Consider the following 15,856-nt stretch of genomic DNA (forward strand, 5'->3'; position numbering starts at 1 on the left):
TCTGTGCCCCGCCCACCCGCTGTACCGGGTGGGCGGGTGCTGCGGTGCTCTTTTCGAGCCCTTCGGAGAGTTGGGATATTGAGCGAAGGTTTGGTCGTTGGTCTGAATGCACACACTCTTTGTGTGGTGTGTACACCGTTTGAATAAGCTGCACACCCGGGCGTATAGAGGGTGGGCGGATTATCTAAACGATGTGAGCTTCGTTCGGTAATTGCTTTCGAGGGGCAATTGGGGAAGGTTGGGCCTGCGCCTTTGCTTTTCCCCAGTCGCGGGTGCTTGTGGGGGCAATAACTTGTGATTCCATTTGTAGGTGTGAACCTTAAACATAGAGCTGTGGCTCGTCATCTTGTCACGGTCGTAAGCGCAATAGTGGCAGCGGGTTTCGTTGCCGTGCCCAGTTCGTTCGCGGAGCCGCCGACTACTCCGGCGCCGCCCGGATCGATGGCGCCGAGGACGCAGCCGATACCGCTGCAACCGGATCAGCAGTCGCGGATCTATTTCAAGATTCCGGCTGCCAACGAAATGGTTCGGTTGCAGACGCATTTCACGGTGCCGCCGAAACCGCCCAGGGTGGGGACAATGTTTTTGTGGCCGGGGCTCGAGCCTCGCGAAGGTGGCAGAAACTACTATCCGATCGGACTCGGCGTGCTGCAGCCCGTGCTCACGTGGGGTGATGCCTGTGCGCCGGTGCAGCAGCCGCCGACCTACTCCACCTGGTGGATTTCCGGACAGTACGTCAACGTGTACTCCAAAGACCCGCGCTACGCCGACTGTCACTCCGGGCGGGCGATGTCGTTGAAGGTTGGGGAGGCCCTCGACGTCGACATCGCCCTGGACTCGGCGACCGGCGTATGGACGCAAACCATTACCGGACAATCGGGTTCGGTGCGCTACTCCATCAATATGGCCAAGCAGGCGCAGAACATGGCTCTGTTCGCGATCGAGCCCTGGGACAACGCGACGATCCCCAACCGACTCGTCTTCTCCGACACCACAATCACCTTCCAGAACGAAGCCAAACAAAGCTGCCTCACCCCGGAGCTCACCTACACCGGAACCGGCGGAACCATCACCCCGCCCACAACCACCGACGGCCGCCGCTGCCACATCGACACCGTCACGGTGAACCCTCCACGCAGTGCGGCCTGACACGTTCGATCGCATGATCTTCCCTAAACTTCCCTATTGCGATGTCTGATAGGGAAGTTTAGGGTTGTTTAGTGACCGATCGCCTGTACTCAGTGGAGCAAGTCGCCGAACGTCTCGGCCTGCACGTCCGGACGATCCGCAACTACGTGCGGGACGGGCGGCTCAATGCGGTGCGGATCGGGAAGCAGTATCGGATCGCGGAGGCGGATCTGGAGGCGTTCACCGGGCTGCCGGTGCCTGCGCCGGTCCGCGAAACGGTGCGGCGGCAGCGGCACGCCGAGGTGTCGAGCATCGTTCAGGTCGAGGCGGTCGGCGCCGAGCTGGCCGACCGCTTGACCACCCTGCTGATGGGTGCGGCCAACACTCGGTCGACGGAGGACGAGCCGCTGCGGATCGAAACGGCGTACGACGCGGAGCGGGCCCGCCTGAAAGTCATTGTCCTTGGCGGCCTTGCCGATACGGCTCGGCTGCTCGAATACATGGGAGGGGTGCTCGCGTCATGAGCGAGCGAAACGTCGACACCGCGCGTCGCGGCGGTGGCATGGCCAAGATCTACAAGTCCGAGAGCGGGGCGCGCAAGGTCCGCGAGCGTTACGAGGAACTGCTCGGAGAATGGCCCGTACCCGCTGAACACCAACGCATTCCGACTCGGGAGGGGGAGACCTTCGTCGTCGTCTCGGGCCCGCAGGACGCGCCGCCGCTGCTGTTGCTGCACGGCTCAGGCGCGAACACGACGATGTGGCGCGACGAGATCACCTCCTGGGCACAGCATTTCCGCACCTACGCAGTCGACATCATCGGCGAGGCCGGTGCCAGTGCGCCGTCACGCCCGCCCCTCGACTCCAATCGCCTCGCGCTCTGGCTTGACGATGTGCTGGAAAGTCTTGGGCTCGAAACCTTTTCGGTCGTCGCCGCCTCCCTCGGTGGTTGGGTGGCGCTGGACTATGCCGTCCGCAGGCCGGGGCGGATAACGCGCCTTGCCCTGCTGTGCCCCGGCGGTATCGGCGCGCAGAAAATGGGCTGGCTTCCATTAGCCTTGTGCCTCCGCTTCTTTGGACGTCGCGGCGTCCGGCAGACCACACGCATCGCCACCGGCCTGGACACAAAGTTGACCGAACAAGTCCTCGACGACGTTGTGCTCACCTTCACCCAGTACAAGCCGCGCACCGAGCGACTCCCCATATTCTCCGACGACGCCCTCCGCCACCTGACCATGCCGATGCTGGTAATAGTCGGCGCCCGCGACGTAATGCTCGACTCCGCAGTAACTGCGGAGCGAGTCCGACACTGTGTCCCCAACGCAACAGTGCATGTGCTCCCCGAGGTCGGCCACGCCATCCTCGGCCAGGCCGACCCGGTACTGAACTTCCTCGTCGATGAGCCCCAGCCCCAGCCGCCACTGACCCGCTAGTGCCGCGCCCAGAATGCTCAGCGCGATATCGACCGAAGGCGCCCTTCATTGCGTCCAACCAACCAAAGGGCGCCCTCGGTCGAGATAGATGCTGACGCTGTTCACCGACCGAAGGCGCCCTTCATCGCCTCAGTCCGACCGAAGGGCGCCTTCGGTCGGGTTTCATAGTTCAACGTATCGAGACGCGGCACTAGCCATCCGCACCGTGCCGCGCACGAACCCTCCGGCCGCGCACGAACCCTCCGGCCGCGCATGAATTCGCCAGCAAGCTCGTGCGCGGCAAGCTAATCCATGCGCGGCGTGCCGGTTGGTGGCAGGTACGGCGAGAGTGGAAAATTAGTGGACCGGGCCGGTGTACTTCTCGCCGGGCCCTTTGCCTGGCTCGTCTGGATGTGCCGACGCTTCCCGGAACGCTCGCTGCAGCGACTGCAATCCCTCGCGAATCGGGCCCGCGTGCGGTCCGAGGTACTCCACCGAGGCAGTGACCAGCCCGGCCAATGCGGTGATCACCCGCCGCGCCTCGTCCAGATCGCGTCGCGAGCTGGTCTCCGGATCCTCGTCCGCGAGCCCGAGCTTCTCCGCCGCCGAACTCATCAGCATCACCGCGGCCCGGCTGATCACCTCGACCGCGGGGATGTCGGCCAGTTCGCGCACGGAGTTGTCGAGCTCTTCTGTCATGCTCATCAGGCTAGCGACGCGACCTGCGGCCAGATGAATCGGCCGAGCTCGACGCGCGGTCGCCGGGCCGATTCGGCGATAGCCGAACAGAATGTTAGACTTTCCGCTGACGACCGCCCCTGGTTGTGTCTTCTTCCAAGATTTCGAGCCTGGGGCTGATAAGTGGAGCCCGACTCCCACCGTTGCCGACGAGCGATCGTCAGGTCAAACGGTCCGGTCACCCGCCTCCTCGGAGGCGGGTTTCTTGTGCCGGGGTTCTCTCACGAGAGCCGCGCACAAGATCGCACGCGAGTCTTTGGCGTGCGCTGACCGGTCGACCTCGGGCCCCGCAGCGGAATACCGCTCCGGGGCTTTTGTGTTGAAAAGGGGTTGCAGTTATTGCGTGCGGTCGTCTTGACGACACCGCTTGACCTAGGAGGCCCCATCAGCACTGAGACCCGCATCAACGATCGCATCCGTGTTCCCGAGGTTCGGCTCATCGGACCCAGCGGCGAGCAGGTTGGGATCGTGCGTGTTGAAGATGCACTACGCGTCGCCATGGAGGCAGATCTCGATCTCGTCGAGGTCGCTCCGGATGCACGTCCGCCGGTCTGCAAGATCATGGACTACGGCAAGTTCAAGTACGAGACGGCGCAGAAGGCGCGCGAGTCTCGGAAGAACCAGGTGCAGACCGTGATCAAGGAGCAGAAGCTCCGCCCGAAGATCGACGACCACGACTACGCGACCAAGAGGGGCCATGTCATGCGCTTCCTCGAGGCCGGGTCGAAGGTCAAGGTCACCATCATGTTCCGTGGACGTGAGCAGTCGAGGCCCGAACTGGGCTACCGGCTGTTGCAGCGCCTCGCGGCGGACGTGGCTGACTTGGGGTTCGTCGAAACCTCGGCCAAGCAGGACGGTCGCAACATGACCATGGTCCTCGCGCCCCACAAGGGTGCGAAGACGCGAGTGAAGGCACAGCAGGAGTCCGCAGCTCCGCGGTCGCAGCAGCCCGCTGCGCAGCCGAGCCCCGCGCCCGCTGAGGCCGTCACCGCAGACAGCGCGCCCGCCGCGGCTCCGGCCGAGCAGGCCGACCCGCCGCAGTAATACCGATAAGAGCCGGCGGTCCGCAAGGGCCGCCGGGACGAGACAGATAGAGGAATCCATGCCGAAGATGAAGAGCCACAGCGGCGCCTCGAAGCGATTCAAGGTGTCGGGCCGAGGCAAGCTGCTTCGCCAGCAGGCGAACCGTCGCCACCTGCTCGAGCACAAGTCGACCCGCCGGACTCGTCGTCTGGATGGCACGGAGGCCGTCGCGTCCGTCGACGTCCCGCGCGTGAAGAGGCTGCTCGGTCTCTGAGTTAGAGACCTCGCAAGCAACCGCGTTCCGGATTCCGGACGCCGACCAAATGACCAACCTCCGGGTGCCGCATGCGCCCCCTAGATCGACAAAGGACTGACCCATGGCACGCGTCAAAAGGGCCGTCAACGCTCAGAAGAAGCGTCGTTCCATCCTCGAGGCCTCCAAGGGCTACCGCGGGCAGCGTTCGCGCCTGTACCGCAAGGCCAAGGAACAGCAGCTGCACTCGCTCACCTACGCCTACCGGGACCGCCGGGCGCGCAAGGGTGACTTCCGCAAGCTGTGGATCGCCCGCATCAACGCCGCGGCGCGTCTGAACGACATCACCTACAACCGCTTCATCCAGGGCCTGAAGGCCGCGGGTGTCGAGGTGGATCGCAAGATCCTCGCCGAGCTCGCCGTCTCCGACGCCGAGGCGTTCGCCGGTCTCGTCGCGATCGCCAAGGCCGCCCTGCCGCAGGACGTCAACGCGCCTGCCGCGTAAGTCACCGGGTGACAAGCGAATATCTTTCGGAACGACCCGTGGACGCGCTCTCGGAGCGCAATCCACGGGTCGTTTCCGCTGTCAAGCTGCAGCGTGGTGCGCAGCGGCGCAAGAGCGGGCTCTTCCTCGCCGAAGGGGCCAATTCCGTTGCCGCCGCACTGGATACGGGCCGGGTGCAGGAGCTGTTCTACTCTGCCGGTGCCGCGGCCCGCGAGCAAGAACTGGTCGCCGGTGCCGCCGGGATGGGCGTGCGTACCACGCTGGTCAGTGACCGAGCCGCTCAGCAGCTGGGCGAAACCGTCACCGCGCCAGGACTTGTCGCGGTGTGCGAGCTGATCGATGTGCCGCTGGCCGATGTGCTCGCGACCGCGCCGCGGATGCTCGCCGTGCCCGTCGAAATGGCCGAACCCGGAAACGCGGGCACGCTCATCCGGGTTGCGGATTCCGTCGGCGCGGACGGTGTTGTGCTGGCTGGTGATTCGGTCGATCCGCACAACGGGAAGTGCGTGCGGGCCAGCGCGGGCAGCCTGTTCCATGTGCCGATCGCGCGGCATCGCGACATCGGTGAGACGCTGGATTCCCTTGCGGCGGCAGGCATCACGATCCTGGCGACGGCCGCGAACGGTGAGGTCGACCTCGACGACGCCGAGGAACTGTTCACCGGGCCGGTCGCCTGGCTGTTCGGCAACGAAGCGCACGGCTTGGATCCTGCCGTCACACAGCGCGCCGACCACCGCATCCGCATCCCGATCCGCGGCCGCGCCGAAAGCCTGAACCTGGCCACCGCCGCCGCCATCTGCCTCTACGCGAACTCCCGCGTGCGCTACGCCAAGTAGACCGCCGCACGCCTTCTGACTCCCCGCACCAAGACTCGCCGCACTAACACGCGTGCGTGTGTCAGATGTGGTGCGGCCGTAGGGGAGCCGATTCGTGTGCTGCGCGTGCTCAACCGCAGTGGCTGCATGCCTTCTGGCCTCCTGCACGCCGACTTGTCGGGCTGATACGCGTGCGTGTGTCAGATGTGGTGCGACCGTGGGGGAGCCGATTGGTGTGTTGCGCGTGTTAGTGCTCGGCCGCAGTGGCTGCACGGCTTCTGACTTCCCGCGTGCCGACTTGTCGGGCTGACACGCGTGCAGGTGTCAGGAGTGGTGCGGCGGCGGGTCAATCGTCGAGCACCGCGCAGTCGTTCAGCATTTCGGTTGCCCACTGGGGTGCGACCGCGCCGGGGCCGGCCACCTGGATTGCGCTCAGGACGGTGAGCAGCATGCCGGTGGCGATGAATTCGCGGGCCTGGTGGACGTCGGCGCCGGTCAGGTCGCGCACCAACTGGTAGATGTTGCCGAAGCGGGTGCGCACCTCGTCGCCGATGGCGGGGTCGCCGCTGGCCGCGAAGCCGTGCAGGAACAGCTGGAGCATCTCCCGGTCGGCCAGGAAGGTGTCGAAGCCATGACCTAGGGCGTGCAGGCCTTGTTCCGGTGTCGCGTCGGGCTCCGCTTCCGCGCGCGCCGCACGGAACACCTCTTCGATCCGATCGCACACGCGGTGCAGCGCGCTGATGAACAGGTGCTGCTTGGTGCCGAACAGCCGGATCACGTAAGGCTGGGAAACGCCTGCGCGCCTGGCGATCTCGTCGGTGCGGGTGGCCGCGTAGCCGGATTCGGCGAAGGCGGAGACGGCGGCTTGTAGCACCTGCTCGCCGCGCTCCGAGGCGGTCATCCGGACCCTGGTCGAACTCGACATCGTGCTCCATTCCGCTTGTCCGCCCGCTGGTATTGACATGTTATCAGTCGATGCATACTCTTCGATTCACTAGTTATCAGTCGATTACAACTAAGGGCCGGTCATGACCGAAACTCTCGAACCCGCCGTCTCGTCGGCGACCATCGAGCCAACCAAGCCGATGAGTGGCCGCACGGTCGCGGCGGTGCTCGCAGCCGTCGGCATCCCGATGTTCATGGTCACGCTGGACAACCTCGTGGTGACCAACGCGTTGCCGGTGATCCGCACCGAACTCGGTGCTTCCCTGTCCGACCTGCAGTGGTTCATCAACGCCTACACGTTGTCCTTTGCCTCACTGCTGCTCACCGTCTCCGCGATCGGCGACCGGCTCGGTCGCCGCCGGATCTTCCTGGCGGGCATCGCGCTGTTCACCGTGGCGTCGGCGGCGTGTGCGCTGGCCACCGAGCCGTGGATGCTGATCGCCGCGAGAGTCGTGCAGGGCTTCGGCGGAGCAGCGGTCGCGCCGCTGTCCTTGACCTTGCTGTCGGCAGCTGTACCGGAACGGATGCGCAGCGCGGCCATCGGAATCTGGGGCGGCATCTTCGGACTCGGCGTCGCGGTCGGCCCGCTCGTCGGCGGTGCCGTGGTCGAGGGACTGAGCTGGCAGTGGATCTTCTGGCTGAACGTGCCCGTCGGCCTCGTCGTCGTACCGTTCGCGGCCAGGGTGCTACGCGAGTCCTACGGCGCGACCAGGCGGCTCGACCTGATCGGCCTGGCGTTGTCGGCAAGCGGTGTGCTCGCGGTGGTGTGGGGCGTCATCCACGGCGCAGGCGACGGCTGGACCTCGGCCTCGGTGCTCGGCAGTTTCATCGCAGGCGCGGTGCTGCTGACCGGTTTGATCGGGTGGGAACTGAAGACACCCGACCCGATGCTGCCGCTGCGCCTGTTCCGCTCCCGCGCCTACCGGGTGAGCAACGTAACGAGCTTCACCTTCTCCATGGGCGTCTTCGGCTCGATCTTCCTGCTGGCCCAGTACTTCCAGGTGGTGCAGGGTTATAGCCCGCTCGAAGCGGGCGTCCGCACTATGCCGTGGACGATGGCCCCGATGGTGGTCGCCCCCATCGCCGGGATGCTCGTCGACCGCGTCGGCGCTCGCACCCTGCTGGCCGCCGGTCAGATACTGCTGACCATCGCGCTCGGCTGGATGGCGGCGATCACCACCGTCGACGTCGGCTTCGGCGCCGTCGTCGGACCGTTCCTGGTCGGCGGCATCGGCATGGGCCTGACCTTCGCGCCGAGCGCAACTGTCGTCATGGCCAGCGCCGCACCCGACGACCGGGCCATGGCCTCCGGCACCAACAACACCCTCCGGGAAATCGGCGTCGCCATGGGCATCGCCGTTCTCGCATCCGTATTCGCCTCGCACGGTTCATATCTCAGCCCGCAGGCCTACGTCGACGGTCTGGTGCCCGCGATCTGGGTCGGCGCCGCCATCGTCGCGGTCGGTGCGGTCATCACCTTCCTGCTGCCCGCCAAGATCGACCAGGCCTGATTCGACGGGCCTTCGGGACACCGATGCCTGCCGCGGTAGGGGAGCGGCAGGCATCGGCAGGTCTGCGGTGCTCGGCGACAGCGTGGTCGCGGGCGCGGTAGACGATCGACTGCGGCCGATCCAGTAGTAGGGCTGAGGGGAGCCTGCTCAGCGGATCGGCCGCAGTTGTCGTCGGGGAATGTGATCGTCGTCGCAATGTCACCCCTGACATGCAGCGCAATCGGTTCGCCACCGCGCACCGGGGAATCCGCGTGAATCGGATACGGCGCATCCAATAGGATTCCACCAGCAGCAATGTGGGTAGGGAACCAGCCGTGCCCGCGAACCGATCCCCAGGGGAGAGTCGAACCATCGTGGCCGACGACAACGACGCAGTCGAGCAGAACGCGACGCTGACCGAGGAGGCACTGGCCGCGGCGGCGGCGGCCGCCGAGAAGGCGTTTGCCGCTGCGGCCGACCTCGATGCGCTCGCGGTCGCGAAAACCGAGCATCTGGGCGGTAAGGCACCGCTCGCGCTGGCACAACGCGCGCTGGGCAGCATCCCGAAGACCGATAAGGCCGACGCGGGCAAGCGGGTCAACGTCGCGCGCGCCCGGGTGTCCGAGGCATTCGAGCAGCGCCGCGCGACCCTGCTCGAAGAGCGGGACGCGGCGGTCTTGGTCGCCGAGGCGATCGACGTGACGCTGCCCGCTCGCAGGCATCCGTTCGGTGCCAGGCACCCGGTCACCGTCATCTCCGAGCAGGTCGCCGACGTGTTCGTCGCGATGGGCTGGGAGGTCGCCGAGGGGCCGGAGGTGGAGACCGAGCACTTCAACTTCGACGCGCTCAACTTCCTGCCCGACCACCCGGCCCGCACCATGCAGGACACCTTCCACATCGCGCCGGAAGGCTCGCGCCAGGTGCTGCGCACGCACACCTCCCCGGTGCAGGTGCGCTCGATGCTGTCGCGCGAGCTGCCGATCTACGTGGTGTGCCCCGGCCGCACCTACCGCACCGACGAGCTCGACGCCACGCACACCCCGATCTTCTCCCAGGTGGAGGGGCTGGCGGTGGACAAGGGCCTGACGATGGCGCACCTGCGCGGCACCCTGGACACGTTCGCGCGGGCGCTGTTCGGCCCGGAAACCCGAACCAGGATGCGCCCCAACTACTTTCCGTTCACCGAACCCTCCGCCGAGGTCGACGTCTGGTTCCCGGACAAGCGGGGCGGCGCGGGCTGGGTCGAATGGGGCGGCTGCGGCATGGTGAACCCGAAGGTGCTGATCGCCAGCGGGATCGACCCCGAGGTGTACAGCGGGTTCGCGTTCGGCATGGGCCTGGAGCGGACGCTGCAGTTCCGCAACGGCATCCCGGACATGCGCGACATCGTCGAGGGCGATGTGCGTTTCACGCTGCCCTTCGGCATCCGGTCCTGACCCCACCCTTCGATCGAGAGAGCGAAACGTCAAGTGCGAGTAGCGCAGTCCTGGCTGACCGACATCATCCAGCGCACCAACCCCGACTGGTCGGTGACGCCGGAAGAACTCGACGCGGGCTTTGTCCGGGTGGGTCTGGAGGTCGAAGAACTCGACAAGCTCGAGCGGATCTCCGGCGACATCGACAAGCCGCTGGTGGTCGGCCGCGTCGCCGAGATCACCGAGCTGACCGAGTTCAAGAAGCCGATCCGGTTCTGCAAGGTCGACGTCGGCAATCCTGAGCTGCAGGAGATCGTCTGCGGCGCAAGCAACTTCGCCGTCGGCGACCTGGTGGTCGTGGTGCTGCCCGGCGGTGTGCTGCCCGGCGGTTTCGCGATCTCCTCGCGCAAGACCTACGGCCACGTCTCCAACGGCATGATCTGCTCGGTCGCCGAACTCGGTATCGGCAAGGATCATTCGGGCATCCTGGTGCTGGAGCCGGGCACCGCCGAGCCGGGCGCGGACGCGAACGAGCTGCTGGGCCTTGACGATACGGTCATCGAGCTCAACATCACCCCGGACCGCGGCTACTGCTTCTCGGTGCGCGGCCTGGCCCGGGAACTCGCCTGCGGCTTCGACCTCGACTACGCCGATCCCGCCGTGCGCACCCTGCCGGACGACGAGCCGGACGCCTGGTCGATCCGCCTCGAACCCGAGTCCAAGTGCACCCGGTTCGCGGCCCGCCGGGTTACCGGCATCGACCCGAATGCGGTGAGCCCCTGGTGGTTACAGCGCAGGCTGCTGCTGTCCGGCGTGCGCCCGATCTCGCCGGCCGTCGACGTCACCAACTACGTCATGCTCGAACTCGGCCAGCCGCTGCACGCCTTCGACGCGGCCAAGGTGAACGGCGGCCTGGTCGTCCGCACCGCCAACAAGGGCGAGACGCTGCGCACCCTCGACGAGGTCGAGCGCACCCTCGACGCCGAAGACGTGGTGATCGCCGATGATTCCGGCGTCATCTCGCTGGCCGGTGTGATGGGCGGCGCGACCACCGAGGTCGGCGCCGAAACGACCGACATCGTGCTGGAAGCCGCCACCTGGAACCCGCTGCTGGTATACCGCACCTCGCGCAGGCACCGGCTGGTGTCCGAGGCGGGCAAGCGGTACGAGCGGGTGGTCGATCCGGAGATCAACGTGGTCGCGCTGGACCGCGCCGCCACCCTGCTCGCCGAAATCGCCGGTGGCACTGTCGAATCCGCGCTCACCGACGTTCGGGTCCCGGTGCCGCCCGCGCCGCCGATCCGGATGGACATCGACCGGGCCGACCGCGTCGCCGGTGTCGTCTACCCGACCGGCACCTCCGCGCGCCGGCTGGCCCAGATCGGCTGCACCGTCGAGGTCGCCGTCGACGAGACCACCGGGCACGGTCAGCTGGAGGTCACGCCGCCGAGCTGGCGGCCCGACCTGGCCCAGCCCGCCGACCTGGTCGAAGAGGTGCTGCGGCTGGAGGGGCTCGAGCAGATCCCGTCGGTGCTGCCGACCGCGCCCGCCGGGCGTGGTCTTACCGCCACTCAGCTCCGCCGCCGCGCGGTCAGCCGGGCGCTGGCCTTCGCCGGTGCGGTCGAGGTGCCCGCGCCGTTGTTCATGCCCGCCGGTGTCTTCGACACCTGGGGCCTGGCCGCCGACGACCCGCGCCGGGCGAGCACCCGGGTGCTGAACCCGCTCGATGTCGAGCGCGCCGAGCTGGCCACCACGCTGCTGCCCGGACTGCTGGAAGTGGCCACCCGCAACATCTCTCGCGGCGTCCGCGACCTCACCATCTTCGGCATCGCCCAGGTGGTGCTGCCCGGCGACAACGTGCACCCGGTCGAGGCGCTGCCGGTCGACCGTCGTCCCACCGACGACCAGATCGCCGAGCTACTCGACTCGCTGCCCGCCCAGCCCGTGCACGTCGCGGCCGTCCTCACCGGCCGCCGCGACCCGCGTGGGCCGTGGGGCCAGGGTCGCCAGGCCGACGCCGCCGACGCCTTCGCCATCGCCGATGCGGTCGCGGATGCGGCGGGCGTCACCATCGAACGCCGCCCCGCCGCCTACCTGCCGTGGCACCCGGGTCGCTGCGCCGAACTGGTCGTGGACGGCAATGTCGTCGGCTACGCGGGCGAACTGCACCCGGCCGTGCTGGAACGTTCCGGCCTGCCGCCGCGCACCTGCGCCGTCGAACTAGACCTCGACGCCCTGCCGCTGCTCGAATCCCGCCCCGCCCCAACGATTTCCCCGTTCCCAGCGGTGCTGCAGGACGTCTCGGTGAGCGTCGAGAAGGCGACTTCGGCGGCCGCCGTCGAATCGGCCCTGCGCAGCGGCGGCGGCGACCTCCTCGAAGACATCGCCCTGTTCGACGTCTACGAGGGCACCCAAGCAGGCGAGGGCCGCAAGTCCCTCACCTACGCCCTCCGCTTCCGCGCCACCGACCGCACCCTGACGGAGGACGAGGCCAGCGCCGCCCGCGACGCCGCGGTAGCTGCCGCCGCCGACGCCGTCGGCGCAGTCCTGCGCGGATAGCCGCCCGCCGCGCACGAATCACCCTGCCGCGCACGAACTATCCAGCGATTTCATGCGCGGCAGGACAACACGTTCGCGGCGGAACAGCACATGCGCAGCGCAGCACTGCCTCTGGCTGAACGCTGCCGCGCACTGATTGGCGCGCGGCGCACAGGTTTGCCCGCCGCGCGTGAATCAGTGGGCGATTTCTTGCGCGGCTGCACAACCTGTGCGCGGCGGGACAGAACGTGCGCAGCCTAGGGCCGACTCGCGGTTGAACGCTGTCGCACTCAGCTGCGCATTGGTTGGTCTGCGGCGCACGAGTTTGCTTGTTGCGCGTGAATCAGCGGGCGATTTCGTGCGCGGGGTTATGGATCGTGCGCGGGGTTATGGATCGTGCGCGGGGGTGTGGAATGTGCGCGGCTGTTGTTCGGCGGGCGCGATCAGGCCCGGAAGGCGGACCCTCCGGGCCTGAGGTGGTGCGGATTTCGCTAGCTGGTGCGGCAGGCCTGGTCTAGGGCCGACATGGCGTTTTGCAGCTCTTGGTCTTGCAGCACGGTGCCGAGGTCGGCGTCGGATGCGGTGGCCGCCTTGTTCATGAACGGGACGGCGCCCGCGATCGCGGTCTTGACCGCGCCCTCGTCGGCGTTGGCCGCGGCGGTGTCCAGCTTGGCGGCCGCGGTGCCGAACGCCGCCTTCACCTCTGCCGCGGACCCGCTGCCGTTCGACTTGGACGCGTTGATCCCGGCGGTCAGTTCGTTGGCCGTTGCGCTGACGGACGCGCAGGTGTCCGTATCGCTAACCGCACTTGCGGGCACAGCTGCGGCGGTGAAGCCGGCGAGCGCCGCTACGAGCGTCACAGTCGCGAGAATCGTTGTCCGCATAAAAGATGTTCCCTTTCGTTGGTTGACAATCCCCGCCTTGTATACCCGTTCCGGCGGTGCGCGAAGCGGCCCGATCCCGGCGAGTCGCCGAGTAGGACGGTCGTGCATATCCGCGGGCGACAGCGGCAGCGGAGCGTGAAACTCATGCGGGTCGAGTGACCGCACGGCCGGGGGAGGAGTAAGAACGACAGCATGCGACACCCGGCCAGTCCGATACTGAACGCGTTGACCTATCTGCCGGATCGGCAGCTCCTGCAGACACCCGCCGTCCTCGGGATGACCTACACCGACCTGTCGATCAGCACCGCCGACGGGGAAACGCTGCACGGCTGGTGGCTGCCCGCGCCGAAGTCGATCGGGCACATCCTGTTCGCGCACGGCAACGCGGGCAATGTCGGCGATCGGATCGCGCTGTTCGCGCTGCTCGTCGAGGCCGGGTTCGACGTGCTCGCGTTCGACTATCGCGGATATGGGCAGAGCACCGGACGTCCCACCGAGCACGGCACCTATCTCGACGCGCGGGCAGCTCGCCGGGTGCTACTCGAACAACCCGGTGTCGATCCGAATCACGTTCTCTACCTGGGTAAGTCACTCGGCGGCGGCGTCATGGTCGAACTCGCCCTGGCGCATCCGCCCGCCGGACTGATGCTGATGTCCACCTTCTCCGGCCTGCGCGACGCCGCCAGATCCGTCTATCCCTTCCTGCCGGGCCCGCTCGTCCCTGACGCGTACCCGAGCGAAAAGCGGATCCGCTCCCTGCGCGCCCCGGTCCTGATCATGCATGGCGACAACGACGAACTCCTGCCGCTGCGGCACGCCGAACGCCTGTACGCCGCCGCCCGCGAACCGAAACGGCTGAAGGTCTTTCCCGGCGCGGGCCACAACGATCTGATCATCGTCGGCGGCTCGGCCTGGTTCGAGCTGGTGCGTGACTGGGCCGGTGCCATCGTCCGGTCGTGAGTCATCGCCCTGCGTAGCCTGGTGATATGACTGAAAACAGCGAGATCGCGGCCCGTTTGGCGGCGCTGTCCGACCGTGAATTGGTCGGCGTGCTGCTGGTCGCCACCGCGGAACGTCCCGGTTTCGAGGTCGTGCACGCCGCACTGCTCGGCCTGCTCGACGGCGGTGATGCGACCACCGTCGGCGGTGTGACTCCTACCACGATGCCGACGTCGGTGCATGACGCGCCGCCGCTGCACGACGTATCCGGCCAGGTAGGAAGCACCTCTGTGGTACCCGCGGTACCGGTACCTCCGACCGGTATGCCGGCACCGACTGAGACAGGTGGATATTCGTCTTCCGGTGTCCCTACTTGGGGGTCAGTTCGCGATAAGGTCGAGCAGCGCTTCGGCTCCGCACAGGGGATGAGCGAACTCGACCAGCAGACTCCCGCGGGCCGCAGCGCGGACGAGCAATGGGACGCGCGCGAGCAGGCGGCGCGTGAACGCCTGGATCAGATTCGGAAGTCGTTGCGCGGCAACGATACCGAAACACACGGCCCGTAACCTGGCCGGGCGGCCTCGCGCATCCGCGCTCGCAAGCGCACCCTGCGCACCGAACTACGACTGTGAATGGGTGGAACAACCATGACGGAGCCGCGCGAGATTGCTGAACGGCTACTCGATGCACAGGTGGAATTCGTGCTCGCCGAGGTCACCGGCGATCGCTTCGCCGAAGTTGTCGCCCGCGACGTCGAGTCGGTGCTCGGTGTCGCGGACACCCTGATCTTCAAGGACATCGTCGAGATCGATCAGGCCAAGCAGACCGTCGCGACCATCATCGATCTGATCGGCGGCAGCCCGGTGATCGCCGACATGGTCGGGGTTTTCGCCGATTCGATCTACGACCACATCGCGAACAACAACGACTACACCCTCGGTCAGGTGGTCGACCGCGAACCGGTCGAGGCGTTGCTGGAGAAGATCTTCGGCATGCACCAGGCCCAGGAGCGCATCCTGGATCGGCTCACCGAGAGCCCGCTGGTGGCCACCGTCGCGTCGAAGTTCGTGGACAAGTTGATCTCGGACTTCATGGAGGCGAACAAGCAGATCGCCGGCAAAATCCCCGGCGTCTCCTCGTTGATCTCGATGGGGCAGTCCGCGGCCAAGACCGCGAAGAAGGCGACCGAGAGCACCTTCATCGGCGACATGGCAGGCAAGGGTGCGGTTTTCGCGCTCAAGCGCACCAACAACGCGATCCGCGAAATGCTGCGCGATGCCCCGGTGCACGACGCCGCGATGGAATTCTGGGATCTGCATGCCGACGAGCCGGTGAGTGGCCTGCGCGATTATCTGTCGCAGAAGGACCTGAACGAGCTGGTGTTGATCTGCTACGAAATCGCGGTCACCACCCGGGAGAAGGAATACTTCGGGCTGCTCGTCGACGAATGTGTCGAGGTGTTCTTCACGAAGTATGGCGATTACACCCTGGCGGCCATGTTGCCGGAGCTCGGCCTGTCCGCCGACGCCATTGCCACCGAAATCCTGCGCTACGGCCCGGCGGTGATCGAGGGTGCGAAGCGAAACGGTGTGCTGTCCACGTTGATTCGGGAGCGGCTGGAGCCGTTCTACACCTCGGAGAAGGTACTCGCAATTCTCGGCGGCGAGTAGCCTCCGTCCTCGCTTGCTGATGGGTTGCCGATCCTCGGCAGCCCATCAGTGCGTTCGGCAGCGGACCGTCGTCGCTCGAGGTGCGCGCAAGGCGACGACTCG

Annotated in this window: 16 protein-coding genes; 13 read left to right on the forward strand and 3 right to left on the reverse strand. The window is 66.8% G+C overall.

The window, feature by feature from the left end:
• The first annotated feature begins 579 nt into the window (after positions 1-579).
• The 3 genes from ABZ942_RS39745 (at position 580) to ABZ942_RS39755 (ending at position 2,560) form a co-directional block, all read left to right on the forward strand.
• The gene (locus ABZ942_RS39745; protein ID WP_357391414.1) at positions 580-1,149 is read left to right on the forward strand and encodes a hypothetical protein; all 570 of its coding nucleotides are present in this window, start codon (positions 580-582) and stop codon (positions 1,147-1,149) included.
• A gap of 71 nt (positions 1,150-1,220) precedes the next feature.
• Positions 1,221-1,652: a helix-turn-helix domain-containing protein gene (locus ABZ942_RS39750; protein WP_357391415.1), complete on the forward strand. Its 432-nt coding sequence runs from the start codon at positions 1,221-1,223 to the stop codon at positions 1,650-1,652.
• Positions 1,649-2,560: an alpha/beta hydrolase gene (locus ABZ942_RS39755; RefSeq protein WP_357391416.1), complete on the forward strand. Its 912-nt coding sequence runs from the start codon at positions 1,649-1,651 to the stop codon at positions 2,558-2,560. The genes ABZ942_RS39750 and ABZ942_RS39755 overlap by 4 nt, the downstream gene beginning before the upstream one ends.
• A gap of 336 nt (positions 2,561-2,896) precedes the next feature.
• Here ABZ942_RS39755 and ABZ942_RS39760 read toward each other — a convergent pair whose 3' ends face one another.
• Positions 2,897-3,238, reverse strand: coding sequence for a DUF1844 domain-containing protein (locus ABZ942_RS39760; protein WP_357391417.1), 342 nt, complete (start codon positions 3,236-3,238; stop codon positions 2,897-2,899).
• Between the two features lie 369 nt (positions 3,239-3,607).
• Between ABZ942_RS39760 and infC the strand changes: the two genes are divergently transcribed.
• The 4 genes from infC (at position 3,608) to ABZ942_RS39780 (ending at position 5,894) form a co-directional block, all read left to right on the forward strand.
• Positions 3,608-4,321 carry a translation initiation factor IF-3 gene (gene infC, locus ABZ942_RS39765; RefSeq protein ID WP_357391418.1) on the forward strand — a complete coding sequence of 238 codons (714 nt, stop codon included), beginning with the start codon at positions 3,608-3,610 and terminating at the stop codon, positions 4,319-4,321.
• A gap of 58 nt (positions 4,322-4,379) precedes the next feature.
• Positions 4,380-4,574 carry a 50S ribosomal protein L35 gene (gene rpmI / locus ABZ942_RS39770; protein ID WP_040689021.1) on the forward strand — a complete coding sequence of 65 codons (195 nt, stop codon included), beginning with the start codon at positions 4,380-4,382 and terminating at the stop codon, positions 4,572-4,574.
• A 103-nt stretch (positions 4,575-4,677) separates the two neighbouring features.
• Positions 4,678-5,058 carry a 50S ribosomal protein L20 gene (gene rplT, locus ABZ942_RS39775; protein ID WP_107655317.1) on the forward strand — a complete coding sequence of 127 codons (381 nt, stop codon included), beginning with the start codon at positions 4,678-4,680 and terminating at the stop codon, positions 5,056-5,058.
• A 38-nt stretch (positions 5,059-5,096) separates the two neighbouring features.
• On the forward strand, positions 5,097-5,894 hold the full coding sequence (locus ABZ942_RS39780; protein ID WP_357391419.1) for an RNA methyltransferase: 798 nt from the start codon (positions 5,097-5,099) through the stop codon (positions 5,892-5,894).
• 325 nt (positions 5,895-6,219) lie between these two features.
• Here ABZ942_RS39780 and ABZ942_RS39785 read toward each other — a convergent pair whose 3' ends face one another.
• Positions 6,220-6,837 carry a TetR/AcrR family transcriptional regulator gene (locus tag ABZ942_RS39785; protein WP_357391420.1) on the reverse strand — a complete coding sequence of 206 codons (618 nt, stop codon included), beginning with the start codon at positions 6,835-6,837 and terminating at the stop codon, positions 6,220-6,222.
• Positions 6,838-6,901: 64 nt separating this feature from the next.
• Here ABZ942_RS39785 and ABZ942_RS39790 point away from each other — a divergent pair, with 64 nt between their 5' ends.
• From ABZ942_RS39790 to pheT, 3 genes are all read left to right on the forward strand, one after another.
• Entirely contained in the window at positions 6,902-8,329 is a 1,428-nt protein-coding gene (locus ABZ942_RS39790; protein WP_357391421.1) for an MFS transporter, read from the forward strand.
• Between the two features lie 353 nt (positions 8,330-8,682).
• A complete protein-coding gene (gene pheS, locus ABZ942_RS39795) occupies positions 8,683-9,744 on the forward strand; it encodes a phenylalanine--tRNA ligase subunit alpha (RefSeq protein ID WP_357391517.1) in 1,062 nt (353 codons plus the stop codon).
• Between the two features lie 33 nt (positions 9,745-9,777).
• The gene (gene pheT / locus ABZ942_RS39800) at positions 9,778-12,282 is read left to right on the forward strand and encodes a phenylalanine--tRNA ligase subunit beta (RefSeq protein ID WP_357391422.1); all 2,505 of its coding nucleotides are present in this window, start codon (positions 9,778-9,780) and stop codon (positions 12,280-12,282) included.
• A gap of 470 nt (positions 12,283-12,752) precedes the next feature.
• On the opposite strand, the gene ABZ942_RS39805 is transcribed toward pheT, so the two are convergent.
• Positions 12,753-13,121, reverse strand: a complete 369-nt coding sequence (locus tag ABZ942_RS39805) for a hypothetical protein (RefSeq protein WP_357391423.1) — start codon at positions 13,119-13,121, stop codon at positions 12,753-12,755.
• 216 nt (positions 13,122-13,337) lie between these two features.
• Between ABZ942_RS39805 and ABZ942_RS39810 the strand changes: the two genes are divergently transcribed.
• From ABZ942_RS39810 to ABZ942_RS39820, 3 genes are all read left to right on the forward strand, one after another.
• Positions 13,338-14,105, forward strand: a complete 768-nt coding sequence (locus ABZ942_RS39810) for an alpha/beta hydrolase (protein WP_357391424.1) — start codon at positions 13,338-13,340, stop codon at positions 14,103-14,105.
• Between the two features lie 26 nt (positions 14,106-14,131).
• Positions 14,132-14,650 (forward strand): hypothetical protein, encoded by a 519-nt coding sequence (locus tag ABZ942_RS39815; protein WP_357391425.1) that lies wholly within the window; start codon positions 14,132-14,134, stop codon positions 14,648-14,650.
• Positions 14,651-14,731: 81 nt separating this feature from the next.
• A complete protein-coding gene (locus tag ABZ942_RS39820; protein WP_357391426.1) occupies positions 14,732-15,754 on the forward strand; it encodes a hypothetical protein in 1,023 nt (340 codons plus the stop codon).
• Positions 15,755-15,856: the final 102 nt, after the last annotated feature.

It is taken from the genome of Nocardia sp. NPDC046473 (assembly GCF_040645995.1).
Taxonomy (GTDB): Bacteria; Actinomycetota; Actinomycetes; order Mycobacteriales; family Mycobacteriaceae; genus Nocardia.

Bases quoted from the DNA above. Each gene is read 5' to 3' on its own strand.
- rplT (WP_107655317.1), top strand. From the start codon at position 4,678: ATGGCACGCGTCAAAAGGGCCGTCAACGCTCAGAAGAAGCGTCGTTCC.
- rpmI (WP_040689021.1), top strand. From the start codon at position 4,380: ATGCCGAAGATGAAGAGCCACAGCGGCGCCTCGAAGCGATTCAAGGTG.
- ABZ942_RS39810 (WP_357391424.1), top strand. From the start codon at position 13,338: ATGCGACACCCGGCCAGTCCGATACTGAACGCGTTGACCTATCTGCCG.
- ABZ942_RS39745 (WP_357391414.1), top strand. From the start codon at position 580: ATGTTTTTGTGGCCGGGGCTCGAGCCTCGCGAAGGTGGCAGAAACTAC.
- ABZ942_RS39760 (WP_357391417.1), bottom strand. From the start codon at position 3,238: ATGACAGAAGAGCTCGACAACTCCGTGCGCGAACTGGCCGACATCCCC.
- ABZ942_RS39790 (WP_357391421.1), top strand. From the start codon at position 6,902: ATGACCGAAACTCTCGAACCCGCCGTCTCGTCGGCGACCATCGAGCCA.
- ABZ942_RS39815 (WP_357391425.1), top strand. From the start codon at position 14,132: ATGACTGAAAACAGCGAGATCGCGGCCCGTTTGGCGGCGCTGTCCGAC.
- ABZ942_RS39755 (WP_357391416.1), top strand. From the start codon at position 1,649: ATGAGCGAGCGAAACGTCGACACCGCGCGTCGCGGCGGTGGCATGGCC.
- ABZ942_RS39785 (WP_357391420.1), bottom strand. From the start codon at position 6,837: ATGTCAATACCAGCGGGCGGACAAGCGGAATGGAGCACGATGTCGAGT.
- ABZ942_RS39820 (WP_357391426.1), top strand. From the start codon at position 14,732: ATGACGGAGCCGCGCGAGATTGCTGAACGGCTACTCGATGCACAGGTG.